This window comes from Nodularia harveyana UHCC-0300, from assembly GCF_034931085.1.
Classification (GTDB): domain Bacteria; phylum Cyanobacteriota; class Cyanobacteriia; order Cyanobacteriales; family Nostocaceae; genus Nodularia; species Nodularia harveyana.
In genome coordinates, this window is the sequence record NZ_JAYGHG010000051.1 from 1 (window position 1) to 20,868 (window position 20,868).

The window sequence follows — 20,868 nt, forward strand, 5'->3', positions numbered from 1 at the left end:
CACTCCTTCTCTGCTTCCAGAAGCTACTGCTTGTTCTGATGATTCTGACTTGTCGAAAGCTGCATAATTTGATTGCTTGACTTCGGGGGTTGTTTTCTTCTTCTTTATACCCCCTGAACGCTTACAAGAAAACTGAGAATGTTTTTTGATTTTTTAGTCCCTAAAACACATATATTTTGGATATTCAAATTGAGTGAATGTCTTGTGGGATGGGCAAAGCTCTAAGAGAGTGTTTGAAAAGTATTAGATGAAACCCAATAATCTCCAAAAACCTAACCCCCCTTCCCCCCTTCCCTACCAATGGGGTTTCAAAGCCTCTCTCCGTGTCGGGGAGAGGTTTGGAGAGGGGTTTATTTATACATTAAAAACTTTTCAAACATCCTCTAAGTACAGTACAAGTCTTACTCATTCTGATAATGCAACTATCCCACAAAGATCAATCAGCTTACCAATCAAAAGAATATTTAATACTCAAAGTTCTACCCCTAGCAGCAGCGTAGGCGCTATCATTGGGCTGTAATTGTGAAACTACAGGAAAATATTGACTATTAAATAGGTTTTCTAACCCTACTTGTAATGTTCCTGTGCCGAGCTTCACACTGCTAATATAGTCTACGGTCAAATAATTCTCTACAGGTCTGCGACCAAAGGCGGTGTTATTAGTAAAAACTTCTCGACTACCTGAAAACAAAGCTTGGAGACGATTTCGCCAACCGGGTAGAGTCTCATTTTCTACATAAGCGGTAACTTTTAAAGGGGGAATCCTAAACCCATCTAAAGATTGGTAATTACCATCATTATTGCTGTCAATTTCCCCACCCATTAGGGTGAAAGTCCCGCCAAATTGCCATGTAGGACTAGGTTGTGTGTCAATTGCAGCTTCTAGACCATAGATTCTTTCTGGGGCGCGAATCACAGTTCCCGGTGCGGTGAAGGTTGTACCTAAGTCAGACTCGTTATAAAAAGCCGAAAGAGATGCTTGGACAGAATCCCATTGTCCCCGAATCCCAATTTCATAGTTATCTACTGTTTGTGGTTCTGGATTGAGAGATGTGACAGAAAAACCTGGTTGGGCGTTGCGGAGGACTAAACCAATATCTGATAATGAGAAACCTTGAGCATAGTTAGCAAAGATGCTGAGTTCTGGGTTAAGGGCGTATACTGCACCTACATTGAACAAAGTCGCATCAAAATTTAAATCACCACCGGGAATAGTCGAGTTGGGATTGGCTAAGGTGCTGAAATCATCGACACTCACGTCTGCATTTTCGTAGCGGACACCACTGTTTAATACTATGCGATCGCCGATGTCCCAATTCAATTGAGCAAACAATCCCAGACTACTTAATTCTAAAGGCGGAGTCCAAGAGCGATCGCCTGTTTTGCGGAATGCTAACCCCCCACTCCCCACAAATGCAGCTTGGTCAAATACAGATACAGATTGAGATGTATCTTCTTGGGAATAATCGACACCCCAAAGTACCTTGACTGCACCCTGGTTAAATAAAGGGGTTTCAATCTGCAAACGTCCGCCATACTTTTCCGATTCCACCCGTGATTGAATAATTTCGTTACCTAAACTAGCAAAGCTACGAGCATCAAAGGGAAAGAAGCGGGTCAAATAATCGCGGTAATATAACTGTGCTTGCAGTTGACTATTAAATAAATTGTCATGGTTGTATTGTAAGTTGAAAAAGGTGTTTTCGTTCCCTGGTTCTTCATCCAAACTCAACCCTGTCAAAGCACGCGCCTTTTGTCTACCAGGGGTAGTATTCACACTAGGATCACTTGCAATATTTGGATCTTGCTTTTCGTCGAAGTGATTAAAAGTTAGTTGTAAACGTTGGTTTGTATCTAAATCAATACCGAATTTACCAAATAAGTTCAAACTCGAAGCATCGGAAAAGCCACCTTGTCCATTAGGATCAGATGGAATGCGATCGCCTTCAGCATCAAAAAAGCCACCAGTTTGAGTCACCCCAAAGTTAAAAGTAAAATCCAAATTATCCTGTCTAACCGAGAGAAAATGCTGTAAACTGCTGCTAAAACTGTCCTCTTCCAAATTACCCAAAGCTGCACTCACACCCACTTCTGTCCGCGACATCAAACTTTCCGTACTGGGTCGCCGTGTAATGATATTAATCACACCCCCTGTAGCACCATCACCATAAATTGCACTAGGGCCGCGCACTACTTCAATCCGTTCAATAGCCGCCGAGTCAATGGTTCTTAAATCACGCGCCGCATTCCTACTTGTCGATTGGGGAACACCATCAATTAATACTTGGGGATTCCTCCCCCGTAGAGTCAAGCCAAAATTACTCGCTCCTTGTGCTGGCGGTGCTAAACCAGGAACTGTTTTACCCAAAGTTTCAATTAAGTTGCGAGAAAGGCTGGTTTGTTGCTCAATTTTTTCGCGGTTAATCACCGTAATCGAACGCGGGACATTTTGTATCGGTGCTGCTGTCCGGGTTGCTGTGACTACTAATTGAATGGGTTGATCCGCTTCCGGTGTTGCTGGGGAATCGGCGGCTACTTCTGTAGGTGCGAAGGCTAAAATCAAACTCGTATCACTATCAAATAATGCCACTTTGGGAATACTTTGCTCACCCGTCACCGTCACGCGGATAGTATTGTCATCTTGATTAACGACAGTGACAGCAATTACACCTGTGGCTGGGTTCTCTTGGGTGAATGTATTTCCCTCAGACAAATTAAGTTGCGCTTGAGTGATATCAGCAATCAAACTATTACCTTGATTCTCTGTTGATACCCGTAATTCTGTGGGGGCGGTAGTTTCTAAGATCACCTCTACACCTTGATCTGTCGGCACAACCGTCACGCCAGTCACCTGAATTATTTTCTCAGCTTGAGGTACTGGCGATTGCGTTAGTAGATCACTGTTAGGGGATGAGGTTTTGATGGACTGTTTTGGCAATGATGCTTCCTGACTTCTGCCCGGATCGTTGATTAATGACCAAACACAGCCTGTCAGTAAAAGAAGAAAAAGGATTTTTTGGGGTTTCATGTTTATTCGCAGCTAAAAGTAGCGACTAGATTATATTTAGTGATAATCTATCGCAGGTATTTATTGATTCTTATTTGCAGTAGTCTTAACTTTATAAAGTATCTCTATTCGAGAATTTACACAAGTAGTTTATTGAAAATTCTTCCTAGCTATAATGCTTTTGTTCCTGGAAACACTACAGTTGAATATCTTTTTCCCAGAATCCTTGTAGAGAAAGTCCATTGTCTCCACTATGTCTTGGGTAAGGTTAGAAATTTATATAACCAGGGTTTATGACTGACCTCAGATATTCTTATATTTCTTAATGCAATAGATTATCAGATAATTTACGCAAATATTAATTTTTTATTTTTTATCTAGTTAGTAGACTTTATCAATAGTTTCGGTTATCATCTATTTTTAGTAGCTCAAGCTAAATGAGATTAATTATCAAATAACTATTTCTACCTCCCTTTGACATATCAAAAGCTAGAGGATGTTCAAAATGCAACTCAATCATCATGGTGTACATTCTGAAGGCAACAGAAAATCGCAGAATCCTGTAGACTCTGATTTCCCTGGTAATGGCGTGATTTCTGTGCCTGGACTGCCATCAAGTTACTATTTAGAACGCCAGCAAGCGCGAGAATCCAATGCTAGAAGCTATCCCCGACGTATTCCCATTGCGATTAGCGAGGCTCAGGGTATTTACATAAAAGATGCAGATGGCAATGTATATATTGATTGTTTGGCTGGTGCGGGGACTTTAGCATTAGGACACAATCACCCAGTAGTCATAGCAGCGATGCGAAAGGTGTTAGATGGGAATCTACCTTTGCACACTCTAGATTTGACTACCCCAGTTAAAGATCAGTTTGTGGAGGAACTATTTGCCAGTTTACCTGCGGAATTTGCGGACAATGCCAAGATTCAGTTTTGCGGCCCTTCGGGAGCAGATGCTGTAGAAGCGGCGATTAAACTGGTGAAAACTGCTACTGGCAGACGTAGCGTATTGTCGTTTCATGGCGGTTATCATGGGATGACTCATGGTGCGCTGAGTTTAACCGGCAATCTCAAGGCTAAACAAGCCGTAGCAGGGTTAATGGCAGATGTCCACTTTTTACCATATCCCTATAATTATCGCTGTCCCTTTGGTTTAGGCGGAGAAACTGGACACCTCACCAGTAGCCGTTATATAGAATCGATTTTGGATGATCCCGAAAGTGGGATTGTCACACCGGCGGCGATGATTTTGGAAGTTGTGCAAGGGGAAGGTGGGGTGATTCCTGCGCCTGATGATTGGTTACGAGAGATGCGGCGAATTACCCGCGATCGCAATATCCCCCTAATTGTCGATGAAATCCAAACCGGTTTAGGACGGACTGGTAAGCTCTACGCCTTTGAACATTCCGGAATTATCCCAGATGTTTTGTTACTTTCTAAGGCTATTGGTGGCAGTTTACCTTTATCGGTAGTTCTGTATAACAAAGAACTGGATACATGGAGTCCTGGCGCTCATGCGGGAACATTCCGGGGGAATCAACTAGCAATGGCCGCGGGAACAGCAACATTACAGTATATCTTAGAAAATTCTTTGACTGAACAGGCGGCGACCATGGGCGATCGCTTGCTGAAACATCTGCGTCAAATTCAAAGTGAATCCTATTGTATTGGGGAAGTGCGAGGACGTGGTTTGATGCTGGGTGTGGAGATTGTTAATCCCCAAGTCTCCGCTAATCAGTGTGGGAATTATCCTGCACATTCCCAGTTAGCTAGTTGCATTCAGTCTGAGTGTTTGCGCCGGGGTTTGATCGTGGAATTGGGGGGTAGATTTGGCAGTGTGGTGCGATTTTTACCGCCTTTGATTGTGACTGCGACGCAAATCGATAGTATTAGTGAGATTTTTGCAGCTGCGATTCAAGCCGCAGAGAAGCAAATATTACCCGTTTTTTCTCAGGTATCTTGATGGTGAAGATAGTGTCACGCAAAGGCGCAAAGGCGCAAAGAAGGGAGTTTTTTGTGGAGTCGGAAAGTTTGGTGGGGTTTCGGGAGGCGATCGCTGAGGCTCAAGAGGTATTGATTAATTGTTTTGCTACTCGAACACAACCTTATAGTGGTAAAAGTCCCCAGGAATTAACTGCGGCGATCGCAGAGGTTTCTGTTTGTCCAGAACATGGTCTGTCTTTAAGTCAGGTTTTGGCGGAGGTGGGGGAGAGTATCATTCAGCATTCGGTGGTGGTGACTCATCCTACTTGTATGGCTCACTTGCATTGTCCGCCACTGTTACCAGCTTTAGCGGCTGAGGTGTTAATTAGTGGGACTAATCAATCTCTGGATTCTTGGGATCAAAGTCCGGCGGCGACTGTTTTGGAACAGCATCTGGTGAATTGGCTATGTCAAAATTTTGGCTACGATGCTGATGGTGACGGTATATTTACTAGTGGCGGCACGCAATCAAATTTTATGGGATTGCTACTAGCACGGGATGCTTATGCACGCCATCAGTTAAATTGGTCGGTGCAAACCCAAGGATTACCACCAGCAGCCAACCGTTTTCGCATCCTCTGTTCTCAAGCGGCTCATTTTACTATTAGCCAAGCAGTTTCCTTGCTAGGGTTGGGACAGCAATCTGTGGTCATGGTAGAAACAGATAGTGATTATCGCCTTTGTTCTGAAGCTGTAGAACGAAAGTTAGCAGAATTGCACGAACAGGATTTATTACCCATTGCCTTAGTTGCGACTGTGGGGACTACAGATTTTGGTAGTATTGACCCATTACCAGAATTAGCCGCTTGTGCTGAGAAGTATGGATTGTGGCTACACGTAGATGCGGCTTTTGGTGGCGGATTAATTATGAGCGATCGCCATCAAGATAAACTAAATGGTATCGCCCTTGCTGATTCCATCACCGTAGATTTCCATAAACTTTTTTATCAGCCAATTAGCTGTGGCGCATTTTTACTCAAACAGCGTCAAAACTTTGATTTAATCAAGCTACACGCCGACTATCTCAACCCCGAAATCAACGAAACAGCCAGTATTCCCGACTTAGTTACTAAATCAATCCAAACCACTAGGCGATTCGATGCGCTGAAATTGTTCCTATCTCTCCGCACTTTAGGGAGAAAACAATTTGCAGACATGATTGATACCACCATTGAACTGGCCCAGGAAACAGCTAGTTTAATCAACGCCGAACCCACATTAGAATTAGCAAACAATCCTACTATTAACGCCGTAGTTTTTCGCTATCTACCCAGCCACACACCAGCACACCTAGATAGTACAACTTGGGCAAATCAAATCAATAGCCACATCCGTCTGAGCTTACTACAACAAGGTATTGCAGTCATTGCACAGACTAAAATTGGTCAACTCACCTACCTGAAGTTTACCTTACTCAATCCTCGGACTGCGATCGCAGATGTTCAGGAAGTTCTCAATGAGATTACTACCATAGGCGAGAAGAGTTTATTTCACGCAGAGGCGCATACTTCGACTTCGCTCAGTAACCAGAGGCGCAAAGAAGAGTAAGAACGGGATTTTTCCCAAAAAATAGGAGAGAGGGAAAGCCAAAAGCTCACCTCACTCCCAAGATTAAATAACTTTAACCTAAACAATACACCGGACATGACACAATATACAATCGCCAAACCTACAAACTCGGTTCTGGCAAAACTTTGTACTGACAAACAAGTTGCAGAACAAGCAACTATTCACAGCTTTTTAAATTGCTACTTTCGAGAAACCAAAACAGGTGAACTCATCACCACCACCCAAGATCCAACTATTTTAGAAATCTTCAGCCGCACCAACACAAAATCGCTCATCTGCTGTCAGTTAACCCATCAAAATATCAGGCTATTAATTGCTCTAAAATATTATTCACCCACAGGTAGACATTTATTCGCTTTTCCCATTTATTACCAAGTAGATCAAGGCAACTTACTGGCACTAGATTACATCACCTTAATAGCATTGACTACCAAAGAATTATCATTAGGCAGTGGTAGCAAAAGTCATCAAGATCAACTTATATTGCGAGTTATTCAAAGTTGCAATCATATCCAATCTTTTGTCCAAAAACGTCGCCCAGATGTAGCACAACTTTATGCTTTTAATAGTAATTTCATAGCCGCAGAACAAGCCTTAATTTTTGGACACAATTTACACCCCACACCTAAAAGCCGTCAAGGTTTTGCTGAACATGAACTATCAATTTATTCTCCGGAATTAAAAGGTAGTTTTCCGTTACATTACTTTCGCGCTCATCTGTCAATTGTGCAAACAGGTTCTGGGTTACAAGAAACAGCAATAGAACTAATTAAATCAGAAATTATGGCTGATCCAAATGTTAATGCTGATTTCAAAAACTCCTACTGTGGTGAAGATGAATATGCACTGTTACCGATACACCCTTGGCAAGCAAATCATTTATCTCAGCAGCCAGAAATTCAAAAATTAATTCAACAAGGGATATTGCAAGATTTAGGTTTAGTAGGTCGTGCTTATCAACCGACATCTTCAATTCGTACAGTCTATCATCCAGAAGCAGCATTGATGTTAAAATTGTCCCTGAATGTCAAAATTACTAACTCCCTTCGCACTAATTTATATAAAGAATTAGAACGGAGTTTAGAAGTACATAAAATTCTAGCAGGTAAAATTGGTCAACAACTCAGTCAGCATTTTCCTGATTTTAAAATCATTACTGACCCCGCCTATATTACCTTAAAAATTGATGGTGTAACCGTTGATGGTTTCTCGACAATTCTCAGAGAAAACCCATTTTTAAACAATCCCCAGACAGACGCAACTTGTGTAGTAGCTCTATGTCAGGATGCAATTTTAGGAAATGGCTCACGATTAACTGCGATTATTCAGCAACTAGCAGCAGAAGAAAAACGTTCTCCTGATGCGGTTAGTTTAGATTGGTTTAACCGTTATCTTCAAATATATCTAGAACCTATTCTCTGGTTATATTTTACTTATGGTATAGGTCTAGAAGCTCATCAACAAAATAGTATCGTTCAATTAAAAGCTGGTTATCCTGAAAAGTTCTTTTATCGGGATAATCAAGGCTATTATTATCGTCGTTCTTGCCATAAAATGTTAGATAATCTTCTGCCAGGAATCAGTCAGAAAAGTGAGACGATTTGTGATGACGATGTGATTGACGAACGGCTGGGCTATTACTTGTTTTTTAACAACTTGTTTGGGTTAATTAACGCCTTTGGTGTGGCTGGAGTTGTGGATGAGGAATTATTATTAAACCAACTGCGAAATGCTCTAGTAAAATACTCCGATTATTCTTTAGTAAAAAATCTTCTTTCTCAACCACAATTGCGTTGTAAAGCTAATCTCCTCACCCGCTTTCATGACATGGATGAACTTGTTGGGCCAGTTTCTACACAATCTGTTTATGTGGCTGTTAATAATCCTTTGTATAAAGGTGAATAAAATTAATTTTTTTAACGCAAAGGAGCGCAAAGGTTTACGCAAAGTAACGCGGAGATTTTATGAGAGGGAGTGGGAGTATCCCAACTTAGTAAAAACATAGAAGACCAGGGCTGTTTCATTCTAAAATTTGACATTTTATGTATTTACGAGAATACGTCATTTTAGGCTTCAGGGGTTTTATATGACAACGGCTAAGAACACCTAAATTCGTTGCTGAAATCTAGAATGAAATAACCCTGCATAGAAGACAGATGTAAAAAACCTATTAAACCCTCTTACCTTGGCGTTCTTTGCGTCTTGGCGGTTCGTTTCTCCATTCAACTAAATTCATGTCAGTTACCAAACTCAATTACACATACGAAAAATTCGACCCCACAATCAATAAAACTATTGCTTTTCGTCCAGTAGATTTGCAGTCGGATTTAACTCGCATTCATAAGTGGATGAATAAAGATCATGTAATTCCTTTTTGGAATTTAGGTTTTGAGTTAGAACAAATGCAACAACATTTAGAAATAGCTTTAGCAGATAAACACCAAACTCTGTATATTGGCTATTTAGATAATCAACCTATGAGTTATTGGGAATCTTACTGGACAATTGATGATATTGTGGCTGGACATTATCCGGCACAAACTGCGGATCAAGGTGTTCATTTATTAATTGGAGAACCAGAGTTTTTAGGTAAAGGTTATGCTTTGCCTTTGTTACGAGCCATGACATTTTTTCAATTTCAAAAATCGGCGACTCAAAAGATTGTTACCGAGCCAGATGTGCGGAATAAGAAGATGATTCACATTTTTGAAAAGTGTGGGTTTCAATTCCAAAAGGAAATTGAATTACCAGATAAATGCGGGGCGTTAATGTTCTGCGATCGCCAGCTATTTTTTCAGAGGTGGAAAGGATGAATAATTGTGTTTATGATATCATTGGCATTGGTCTTGGCCCTTTTAATTTAGGGTTAGCTGCACTGTTGGAACCTGTGACAGAAATCAAGTCTTTATTTCTGGAACAAAAACCTAAATTTGAATGGCATCCAGGTTTATTACTGGAAGGTACGACAATTCAAGTCCCATTTTTAGCAGACTTGGTAACAATGGCTGAACCTAGCAGTAAATTAAGCTTTCTCAGTTATCTCAAAGCCAAATCTCGTCTCTATAATTTTTACTTTTGGGAAGAGTTTCACATCCCCAGACGAGAATATAATGATTACTGTCAATGGGTAGCAGCACAATTACCAAATTGTGTTTTTGCACAACAGGTAACAAGTATTGCTTGGGATAAAAACGCCAGTGAATTTATAATTTATGGGGCTGATTTTACCTACCATTGCCGCAATTTGGTTTTAGGAGTGGGGACTGTTCCCTACATACCGCCTTGTTTCCGTGATCTAGACTCAGAGAATATTTTTCACTCTACAGAATTTCTCCACCAAAAAGCCAGATGTCGTCAAGCCAAATCAATTACAGTTATCGGTTCTGGTCAAAGTGCAGCCGAGGTTTTTTATGAACTATTGCAAGAACAAGAAAACTATGGTTATCGCCTAGAATGGCATACTCGTTCCTCTGGGTTTTTCCCTATGGAATACTCAAAATTGGGGTTAGAACATTTTTCACCCGATTACATCCATTATTTCTACAATCTGCGCCCAGAACAACGAGACGAACTCTTGAGTAGACAGGGTTTGCTGTACAAAGGAATTAGCTTTAACACCATTGCCAAAATCTATGATTTACTTTATGAACGTTCCATCGCTGATCATTACCCCGATGTCAGGTTACTATCTGGAGTGGAAGTTAAAGAAGTAGAACCCACTGATCATGGTTATCGCCTGACCTATCGCCATTCTCATCAGGATCAAGTATTTACTCACCAAAGCGATCGCATTATCCTATCTACTGGTTACCATCAAAGCATCCCCAATTTTATTGCAGATATCCGTGATTTGCTGCAATGGGATGAAAAAGGGCGGTACATGGTCAATTTTGACTATCACCTCTCCCTGACTCAAGACATCCCCAACCGGATTTTTGTCCAAAACGCTGAACTACATACCCACGGTATTGGTGCGCCAGATTTAGGCTTGGGTTGTTATCGCAACTCTGTAATTATTAACTCCTTGACAGGACGCAGCGTTTACCCAGTACAAAAGCGAAACGTCTTTCAGCAGTTTGGTGTAGTCGCATGAAGCATCGGCTACCACTCATTTTAGGCGCACTATTTCTATGTGTGTTTTTGAGTATTTTCAACGAGGTTTTACTGTCACCCTTTTATCCCCAGTTTTTCCGTAAAGTCTTCGGCGTGACAGATTTAGCCTACACAGGTTACTACATCTTTATTTGTCGGTTAACCATAGTGCTATCTGCCCCTGTGTGGGGTGTTTTATCACGACGCTTTGAAGTCAAACACCTACTCTGCGTTGGTCAGTTAGGTACAGCCGTGATGACCGCCTTAATGGGTACAAGTACCAGCGCCGAGCAATTTTTGGTGTATACAATTTTGCTATTACTGTGCAAAAGCAGTTATTTGTTAGTCTACCCCCTGATTATCCAACTAGCCGGGGAAGAAAAACGATCTGCGATCGCCGGTACATACCAAGCCGTGTTTCATGGTGCAATTGTCATCGCCACCATCGTCGGCGCATGGATGGTTAATATCGACACACCCTTAATTCTTTTCTACGGGATTGCCGCAGCCGATATCCTACAACTTGCCATCTGTGTTTATATCTTGCAAGGCGTATCTACCCAACGGCAGGAGGAAGCAGGGGAGCAGGGAGCAGGGAGCAGGGGGGCAGGGAGCAGGGAGCAGGGAGCAGGGGGGCAGGGTGCAGGGGGCAGGGTGCAGGGAGCAGGGGGGGCAAACCAGATTGGTTACATCATCACCATCGGTATAGTAATTCTCACCTTTCAACTAGCAAATAATTTAGTCCGTCCCTACTTTACCAAGTATGTCACCTCCGATCCCTTTAACGTCAACTTGCTCACCAGCAGCTTGTTGTTTTTAATACCTAGTATTATGGCGATCGCTGCTTTACCCTACATCCGTCAAGCCTGTCGTCCCGAACGCGTCAACACCATCTACTTAGGAAGTCTCAGCCTGTTAATCATCAGCTTAGGCTTACAAGGATTTTCATCCCAACTCCCCCTACTCATCTTGGCGCGGATAGTTTACGGCTTCTTTCTCGCAGTTACCCAAGCCACCTTAGAACTGCAACTATTCAACAACAGTGCAGCCAAACACCTCCACTTAAACTACAGCCTAGTCATCTCCTTCGCCAACATCGGACATCTCGGCGCACCCCTGTTAGCCTCCTGGCTAGTCAACACCCACAGCCTAGCCTCCCCATTCATCGCCGCCACAGCAATTTGCTGCCTCAACCTCCTATTCACCCACTACATTCTCAACACAAAAACCAGAAAACAAGCAGCAGGAACTTCTTAACTCCTCCTCTCTGCGCCTCTGGTTACTGAGCGAAGTCGAAGTATGCGCCTCCGCGTGAAACTTCCCCCTCTTATACACCCAACAAAAAAAATGCAAAACCTAACCCAAATCCTCCAACCCCAACGCTGGGAAACAGTCAGCCAAAAACTCCTCGCCAAAATGCTTTCCGAATTCATGTACGAAGAAATCATCAAACCAGACACAATACAAGAAACATCAGAATCAACCCTCTACCATCTCACCCTCCCCGAAGGTATCGCCTACAACTTCCAAGCCAAAAAACGCCTATTCGACAGCTATAGAGTCATCCCCACATCCATCCAACGACAAGAAGCCGGAAAATCATTACCAGCATCTAACCCCCTGCAATTCGTCCTCGATATTCACACAGCTGTCGGAATGACATCTGAAACCACAGCCCATTTAATCAAAGAACTGAGTAACACCCTATTAGCCGACACTCACATTCAAGCCCAAAAAGAAACTCAAAATGTAGACTTACTCAGTTTAGATTACCCCTCATTAGAAGGAGAAATGGAAGGACACCCCTGGATAACCTTCAATAAAGGGCGCATCGGTTTTGGCTATGACGATTACCTCAACCACGCACCAGAAAGTAAACAGCCAGTTTCCCTATTTTGGATTGCAGTTAGTAGAGAACGCGCCCAATTTAAAGCTATCTCTGGGCTAGATTATCTCACTCTCATCCAAGAAGAGTTAGGTGCAGAAAATCTCGCCGAATTTACCGCCATTTTACAAACACGTCATCTGAAACCCGCAGATTATTACTTTCTCCCCGTCCATGATTGGCAATGGAAGAATATCATTACATTATTGTTTGTGGAAGAAATCGCCACAGGTGCAATTATTCCTTTAGGCTACAGCCAAGATAAATATTTACCCCAACAATCAATTCGGACTTTTGCCAATATCAGCCATCCTCAAAAACGGTATGTCAAATTACCCCTGAGCATTTTAAATACTTTAGTTTACCGTGGTTTGCCGGGTGAAAGAACAGTAATTGCACCTCTGGTAACCGAGTGGGTAAAATCCATTTGTGATAATGACACTTTCCTCAAAGATGAATGTCGCTTAATTCTTCCCGGCGAAATTGCCACAATTAACTATGATCATCCTTACTACAGCCAACTCTCAGGCGCACCTTACCAATATAAGGAAATGTTGGGTTGTTTATGGCGGGAAAGCGTTCTCGCTTACACCGAACCCGAAGAACAGCCAATTACATTAGCTTCTCTCTTACACATTGATGGTAACGGTCAACCGTTTATTTCCCAATTAGTAGCCCGTTCTGGACTGAGTTTAGATGATTGGCTATCTCGATTATTCCAGACAATTTTACCCCCACTACTACACTACCTCTACCGCTATGGTGTAGTGTTCTCGCCTCACGGTGAAAATACCATTTTGGTGCTAAAGGATTTTATCCCCCATCGATTGGCGATGAAAGATTTTATCGATGATGTAAATATCAGTCGTCATCCTTTACCAGAGTTGGAGTCTTTAACTCCACAGCTAAAAGCTATTTTATTAAGTGAACCACCAGAAGGATTGTGTCAATTTATCTTTGCTGGGTTGTTTATTTGTCATCATCGTTATCTGTCTGATTTATTGGCGGACTACCACAATTACCCAGAACATACCTTCTGGACAAAAGTTCGAGAGACAATTCTGCATTATCAAAGTCGTTTTCCCCAAATGCAAGAAAGGTTTGAGTTATTCAACCTCCTAGCACCGGAATTTACTAAATTGTGCTTGAATCGCAATCGCTTGATTACTTATGGTTACGCTGACGATGGCGAACGTCCCCACGCCGCCGCTTTCGGGAAGGTGAATAATGCTTTGTCTACAGTCGCCGAACAAGCTAAATCTCTCTCTGTAAATTCCCAGGAACAACAAGTCAATCAGAGTCAATCTTCCTGCATATTTACATATATTGACCCTGAGTATGGCAAAGAAGTTTCTTTCCGTTCTGTATCCTATGAACAAGATGTAGAAATGATTTATGAATGGATGCAGCAAAAGCATTTGAAACATTTTTGGAAATTAAATATTTCCTTTGCAGAATTTCAGGAATATTTGCGAAAATCCCTAGCAGCAGATTACAAGAAACTTTTTATTGGCAGTTTAGATGGTGAACCTGTTTCATATGGAATTATCTATCAAGTGATCAAAGATAATATCCGCCATTACTATCCTTATAAAGATTCTGATATGGGAGGTCACATAGCTATTGGGAAAAGAGAACACTTTGAAAAAGAATATATATTCCCAATTTTCAGAGGTTCATCTGCTTTAGTATTTCATCTTTATAAAACAGAGAGATTAATTATTGAACCAGACTCACGCAATAGGATTGTCATTCCTACACAAGAACAATGTGGTTTTTATATTTATGACGAAGTAAAACTTCCTCAGAAGAAAGCAACTTTGATGATATTGGAGAGGGAAAAATTCTTTCATAAGCTATCTGAATTAAAGCAGATTAGCACAGAATTTTGCAACGTTAAATAGTTGATATTCCATCTTTGAATAAGGGATTTAGGGAATTTGATGATATTTTTTATCAATCAAGAGAGGTACATTTATTTTTATCTCTTTCTGTTCCCTAAAATCCAAGGTTGAGTATTGATCAAAAAAATAACAGGGGATTAAATTTATGCAAGGAAAAGAGCCAAAAACTCCTATTCATCCTGAAATTCTAGAACTTGTCAAGACAATCAAAAAAAGGATGGATGAGTTAGGACATCCTCCAATGTCTGAATTAACACCTGAAGCATCCAGATTTTTTTACCAGGAAGCTATTAAGTTATATCATCTGACTACTGAAGAAGCCGTAACAATAGAAGATAGATGGATTGAAAGGTTAGGAGATACACCTATAGCTATTAGGGTTTATACACCTGGAGATGAAGTAGACAATATAAACAGTATCAAAGAAAAGTCAACACCGTATCCAATTCTAGTTTATTTTCAAGGAGGTGGTTGGGTATTTGGCGATTTAGAAAGTGCGGATGCACCTTGTTCTTTCTTCTGTAAACATATAAATTGCATTGTCGTATCCGTTCAATATCGTCAAGCTCCTGAATATAAATTTCCTATTCCTCTTCTTGATGCACTAGAGGCTATTAAATGGGTACATAAAAATTCTCAAAGTTTAGGAGGAGATGCACATAAAATCGCTGTAGGAGGAGAAAGTGCTGGAGCTAATTTAGCAGCAGTAGCAGCTATTCAATTAAGAGATGAAGGAAATATTTTATTAGTAGCACAACTTTTGATTACTCCGGTTACTCAATATGGTTTTAATACCCAATCTTATCAAGCAGGTCATACTAAAGGTCTTTCTTTGGAAACAATGAAATGGTTTTGGAATCATTACTTGGAAAATGATCTTCAGGGTGAAGAATACTATGTATCACCATTGAAAGTTCAAGATGCTAGAAATTTACCTCCCTGTTTAATTGTTACCGCAGAACATGATCCATTACGAGACGATGGACTATTATATGCTCAACATTTACAATCGTTTCAAGTCAAAGTCAAAGTCCTTCATTATGAATCCTTTATTCATAGTTTTATTCGGATGATTCGCGTGATTGAAGATACAAGGCAAGCTTTATATGAGATAGCAATTAATTTCCGAGAAATACTATATTCTTCTTAAGAAATATAGATATAAGTCAAACACACAATAACAATATAAGCATCATACAGGAATTAAAACCATATTTTCTAATCCTATAAAACCAAAAGATGAGCAACCTGATGACAACTTATAATCCAGATTTAATGAAATGCCGTTTTTGCTCTGAAGTTTCTAAGCAAAATGGAGAAGATACTTTAGGTACTCTTTACCCTTTTGACTCCTGGCTGATGTTTGAAATAGAACAGCCTTGGAATGTGAATATGTTGGCAGAACCTCAACCCATACCACAAGCAGCAATAGATTTAATACAGGAAATTCATCAACAACAGAAAATTAAATTTTGGCAATTAGCGATCGCACCAGATCAAGAATATTCTACATCAGATAATATAAGAATCTTTCATTATTCCCGACCGGCTCAACTATTTGCTAAATATGATAAACGAGAATATATTCTCCCCTGGGAATTAATTGGAGAACTGATATTTACTCTTTATAAACAACCTGAGTTATTAACAAATTTTGATAAATACCTTCAGGATACTTCTCATATTCGAGAAATTATGGTTTGTACTCATGGTAATGTAGATGTAGCTTGCGCTCGTTTTGGCTATCCTATCTATCAAGAACTACGTCAAAATTATGCCTGTTCTCAGCTTCGCATCTGGCGATGTAGTCACTTTGGAGGACATCAATTTGCTCCTACTTTAATTGATATGCCCTATGGACGTAGTTGGGGTCATCTTACTTCTGAAATTTTACCTAATATTATCTATCAAAAAGGTGATATTAGCCAACTTCGTCCCTTTTATCGTGGTTTTTTTGGACTACCTCCTTTTGCTCAAATTTTAGAAGGAGAAATTTGGTTACAAGAAGAATGGAATTGGTATGAATACCTAAAATTTGGTCGGGTTTTAGAGTTAACAGAAGATAAAACTAAGGCTGTTGTAGAAGTTGATTTTGTTAGTCCTAATCAAGAATTAAAAGGTAAATACCAAGGTATAATCAAACAAACCCATAAAGTTATAACTCAACAGCAAAGCAAAGATAAAAATTTATTTTCTATTCCCCAATATCAGGTTTTCAATTTAAAATGTTTACCTTGAAAGCAATAAAATGAGTTAACAGAAAATAGTTAGCTTGTTACACTTTTCTATGACTAATTGGGGCAGAATATCCCATGCTATTGAATGCAGGGATGCAGAATGATAAGTGATTCCCTACAGCCATTTGTAGTAGGGTTGTGTTCTTGACAGCAATTTTTAGGAAACTAACCAAATAATTGCTAAAACATCTTATTAATGTCTAGGAGGTTAGGAATTGGTAGTAATTGATGCTTGTAATTTGAAAATCGCTTATGAACGCCGAATTATCGTTCCTGACCTCTCTATCACCCTCCTGGAAGGCGAAATCACGGCTTTACTGGGACCAAATGGTTCGGGTAAAAGTACGGTATTGCGTACCCTAGCGAGATTATTAACACCAAGCCGGGGTGCAGTTTATATTGATGGTTGTAATATTGCCAAAATCCCGACTAAACAATTGGCGCGACAGTTAGCAATGCTACCTCAATTCTCAGAAATTCCACCAGCAATTACAGTCAAAGAATTGATTGGTTACGGACGCTATCCCCATCAAAATTTACTGGGGGTATTTTCTCCCAAAGATATTGCAGCAATGGAATGGGCGTTGGCTGTAACGGGATTAGAACCCCTAGCAGAGAGAATAGTAGATACCCTTTCTGGTGGGGAACGTCAAAGGGTTTGGATAGCGATGGCTTTAGCACAGCAAACCCAAGTATTATTACTGGATGAACCGACAACGTTTTTAGATATCCGCCATCAAATAGAAGTCTTAGCTTTAGTGCGACGACTCAACCAAGAACACGGAATCACGGTTGGTTGGGTGTTACATGATTTAAATCAAGCCGCAGCTTATAGCGATCGCCTAATCATGCTCAAGGAAGGAAAAGTAGTCGCCGTTGGCACACCAAAAGAAGTGATCACAGCCAGTACAATTCAGCAAGTGTTCGATGTGGAAATGACGGTAATTCCTCATCCCATCAATGGTTATCCTACCTGTTTACCTTGTCATTTAGGGATTGGGGATTACGAATTACGAATTACGAATTACGAATTATGAATTACGAACTACGAATTACGAATTACGAATTAGTATGAGCAAATTTACCAGACGTGAATTTTTAACTGCGGCGACAGTTTCCGCCTTGACAGTGGCTTGTGGTCGTTCTCCCCGTCCCCAGAATTTTAGCAAAATTGCCACCAGAGTAGTTGCCCTGGAATGGGTGTATGCAGAGAACCTCCTAGCTTTAGGAATCCAACCTGTGGGGGTTGCAGATATCCGGGGCTATCAAAAATATGTGAATGTAGAACCATCCCTAGCTGATAGTGTAGTTGATGTGGGGACACGCCAAGAACCGAGTTTAGAAGCGATCGCCCAATTAAAACCTGATTTAATATTGGGTGTAGAGTTAAGACATCAAACTATTTACGATACATTATCGGCGATCGCACCCACTTTACTCTTTAACCCCTATCCATCGGGAGAATTGAGTCAACTAGATGAAATGCAACAAACATTCCGACAAATTGCTGATCGTGTCAACCGTCAGGATGTAGCCGAAACAGTAATTCAGCAAACACAAACCACGATTCAAAAAGCAGCAACTCTCATTAAGAATAGTCAAAAACTTGATTTTGTCCTTGCACAATTCAGTGAAACCACCCCTCAAATGCGGCTATTTAGAGATAACTCAATGGCTGTACAAATACTAACCGCCATCGGCTTAAACAACACCTGGAAAGGTGAATTTGATCGTTTTGGCTTCAACACAGTTTGGATAGAAGCACTACCAAAAATAGAAAAAGCCAACTTCATCTACATTCCCGCACCCAACAATATTTATCAACAACAACTACAAAATAACCCCGTGTGGAAAGGACTAGAATTTGTCCAACAAAAAAGATTATATGCGATCGCCTCAGACACTTGGCTATTTGGCGGACACCTATCAGCCCAAATACTCATAGAAAAAGTCATCAAATCCCTAACCAAATAGAACTCTCAAACTCTGCGTCTCTGCGCCTCTGCGTGATATAAACCCATGCTCAAAAATCGCCCCCTAATCACAGGAACCTTAATACTACTAACACTCCTCTTCCTCCACATCAACCAACATCCCACCACAGTCATCACAGCCATATTCAGCCCAGATAATAGCGCCTTACATAACATAGTGCGTTACATCAAACTACCCCGCGCTGTAATTGGCATCTTAGCAGGTGCAGCCTTGGGAATAGCCGGCGCATTATTCCAGACAGTCACCCGTAACCCCCTAGCCTCACCTGCAACATTAGGAGTAAATGCCGGCGCTTATTTAGCCGTCACCGCCACCACCATATTTACACCAGAAATATTTGCTTGGTCACCCTTATTAATTGCATTCATGGGTGGTTTATTGGCGGCGTTACTGGTGTACGCCATAGCTGCTGTGGGTAAAGACATCACTCCCATCAGGCTAACCCTCTCAGGAATGGCCGTTTCCCTAGCATTAGCAGCCTTTACTTCCGCCTTACAACTGTTGTACGAAAACGAAACCAGTGATTTATTTTTTTGGGGTGCGGGTTCTCTGGTGCAAACCAATTGGCAGGGAAGTATGTATGCTGCACCTAGAGTATTATTAGGAGCGATCGCAGTTTTCACAATCGCCAAACCCTTAGATGTCCTACTGCTAGGCGAAGATTTAGCTCGTTCTTTGGGTTCAAAAGTGCAGTGGACGCGGTTATGCAGTATCCTCCTCGCTGTATTTTTAGCCTCTGTCGCCGTGAGTGTAGTCGGGACAATTGGCTTTGTCGGTTTAGTTGCACCCCACATAGTCAAATTAATGGGATGTCGGCGACACCTGATGTTATTACCATCCGCCGCAATTTGGGGAGCAGTGGTCTTACTAGCTGCCGATACAGTAGCACAACAGATATCCAGTGAATTACCAGCCGGTGCAATCACCGCTTTACTCGGCGCACCCTTTTTAGTCTCGCTAGTGCGTTCATCACCTCGTTTATTGAGTAAATCCGGGGGAAATCATGGTTTACAAAGACATCTCAAACTGCATATTAAGTATCCTATTTTAGTTTTAACCGGGGTATTCTGCCTATTACTGGTGCTGGTTTTAGGACTATCTCTCGGCAATATTAATTTAAATATTTATCAACTAATTCAAGTCATTGCTGGTAGCAGTGACGCTCTCACAGAAAGAATTGTCTTATACTTACGTCTACCCCGCCTACTAGTAGCATTATTAGCAGGTGCAGCCTTAGCTATCAGTGGCTTATTGTTGCAGGGAGTAGTCAGAAATCCCCTAGCTGGCCCGGAAATTATGGGTATTACTTCAGGAGCAGGTTTTGGAGCTTTGCTGGTAATAGTAATGATACCTAATACACCTGTGACATTTATTCCCATTGGGGCTTTTATCGGTGCAGTCGTCGCCTTTGGCGTGGTTTATCTAGCAGCTTGGCAAAACGGTGTAGCACCAGCGAGGCTAGCATTAGTCGGAATTGCAGTGTCTGCCTTTTGTGCGGCGGGGATTAACCTATTGGTAGTGAAATCAAAATTGCAAGTAGCGCAAGCTTTAGTATGGCTAGCTGGTAGTACCTATGCTCGTCAGTGGGATGAGGTGTGGCAATTGTTGGCTTTTCCGTTAATTTTACTGCCTTTGGGGTGGTTATTTGCCCGCAAACTCGATTTAATGGCGTTAGGGGAAGATTTACCGCGAATTTTAGGGATGCGTTTACAGCCAGCTCGTGGTGTAATATTAGCGATCGCTGTTGCTTTAGCAGCTGCGGCGGTATCCACAGTGGGAACTATCAGCTTCGTGGGCTTAATTGCTCCCCATACTGCCAGATTATTAATAGGCGATCGCCACCGCCAATTATTACCAATAGCGGCGATTTTAGGCGCAATTTTAGTAACTTTAGCTGATATAGTCGGTCGTGTTGTCCTAGCTCCTCAAGAAATTCCTTCTGGCTTAGTTACAGCCCTCATCGGGACACCTTATTTTCTTTGGCTGCTCATCTCCCAACCATCACACAGTTAACAGTTAACAGTTATCAGTTATCAGTTATCAGTTACCAAAAAACTGGGTCTAAAGGTAACCGTTCAGGGGGGGGTGGAAGAGCGATCGCCAAAGGAGGGGCTGAGTCCTGCGGATATGCTTGTGCGTTCGCCCATCGCTAAAAATTCTCCCCAAAATCTGATAAATTAAGTGATATGGAAG

General features: G+C 41.4%; 13 protein-coding genes. 12 read left to right on the forward strand and 1 reads right to left on the reverse strand.

Going from position 1 to position 20,868, the window contains the following annotated elements; translation table 11 throughout:
- Positions 1-445: 445 nt before the first annotated feature.
- Positions 446-3,028 (reverse strand): TonB-dependent receptor domain-containing protein, encoded by a 2,583-nt coding sequence (locus VB620_RS20145; protein ID WP_323197935.1) that lies wholly within the window; start codon positions 3,026-3,028, stop codon positions 446-448.
- A gap of 484 nt (positions 3,029-3,512) precedes the next feature.
- On the opposite strand from VB620_RS20145, the gene VB620_RS20150 reads away from it, so the two are divergent.
- From VB620_RS20150 to fhuB, 12 genes are all read left to right on the forward strand, one after another.
- A complete protein-coding gene (locus VB620_RS20150) occupies positions 3,513-4,973 on the forward strand; it encodes an aspartate aminotransferase family protein (protein ID WP_323197936.1) in 1,461 nt (486 codons plus the stop codon).
- Entirely contained in the window at positions 4,973-6,541 is a 1,569-nt protein-coding gene (locus VB620_RS20155) for a pyridoxal phosphate-dependent decarboxylase family protein (protein ID WP_323197937.1), read from the forward strand. The genes VB620_RS20150 and VB620_RS20155 overlap by 1 nt, the downstream gene beginning before the upstream one ends.
- Positions 6,542-6,637: 96 nt before the next feature.
- Positions 6,638-8,467 (forward strand): IucA/IucC family protein, encoded by a 1,830-nt coding sequence (locus VB620_RS20160; RefSeq protein WP_323197939.1) that lies wholly within the window; start codon positions 6,638-6,640, stop codon positions 8,465-8,467.
- A 329-nt stretch (positions 8,468-8,796) separates the two neighbouring features.
- Positions 8,797-9,375, forward strand: a complete 579-nt coding sequence (locus VB620_RS20165) for a GNAT family N-acetyltransferase (RefSeq protein WP_323197940.1) — start codon at positions 8,797-8,799, stop codon at positions 9,373-9,375.
- Entirely contained in the window at positions 9,372-10,655 is a 1,284-nt protein-coding gene (locus VB620_RS20170; protein WP_323197941.1) for a lysine N(6)-hydroxylase/L-ornithine N(5)-oxygenase family protein, read from the forward strand. The genes VB620_RS20165 and VB620_RS20170 overlap by 4 nt, the downstream gene beginning before the upstream one ends.
- Positions 10,652-11,911, forward strand: coding sequence for an MFS transporter (locus VB620_RS20175; RefSeq protein WP_323197942.1), 1,260 nt, complete (start codon positions 10,652-10,654; stop codon positions 11,909-11,911). Before VB620_RS20170 ends, VB620_RS20175 begins: the two co-directional genes overlap by 4 nt.
- 90 nt (positions 11,912-12,001) lie before the next feature.
- The gene (locus VB620_RS20180) at positions 12,002-14,443 is read left to right on the forward strand and encodes a GNAT family N-acetyltransferase (protein WP_323197943.1); all 2,442 of its coding nucleotides are present in this window, start codon (positions 12,002-12,004) and stop codon (positions 14,441-14,443) included.
- Between the two features lie 145 nt (positions 14,444-14,588).
- Positions 14,589-15,593 carry an alpha/beta hydrolase gene (locus VB620_RS20185; protein ID WP_323197944.1) on the forward strand — a complete coding sequence of 335 codons (1,005 nt, stop codon included), beginning with the start codon at positions 14,589-14,591 and terminating at the stop codon, positions 15,591-15,593.
- 101 nt (positions 15,594-15,694) lie between these two features.
- Positions 15,695-16,681: a sucrase ferredoxin gene (locus tag VB620_RS20190; protein WP_323197945.1), complete on the forward strand. Its 987-nt coding sequence runs from the start codon at positions 15,695-15,697 to the stop codon at positions 16,679-16,681.
- Between the two features lie 214 nt (positions 16,682-16,895).
- On the forward strand, positions 16,896-17,717 hold the full coding sequence (locus VB620_RS20195; protein WP_323197946.1) for an ABC transporter ATP-binding protein: 822 nt from the start codon (positions 16,896-16,898) through the stop codon (positions 17,715-17,717).
- Between the two features lie 34 nt (positions 17,718-17,751).
- Complete coding sequence (locus VB620_RS20200; protein ID WP_323197947.1) at positions 17,752-18,654, forward strand: ABC transporter substrate-binding protein; 903 nt, start codon at positions 17,752-17,754, stop codon at positions 18,652-18,654.
- Between the two features lie 45 nt (positions 18,655-18,699).
- Complete coding sequence (gene fhuB / locus VB620_RS20205) at positions 18,700-20,688, forward strand: Fe(3+)-hydroxamate ABC transporter permease FhuB (protein WP_323197948.1); 1,989 nt, start codon at positions 18,700-18,702, stop codon at positions 20,686-20,688.
- Positions 20,689-20,868 lie beyond the last annotated feature (180 nt).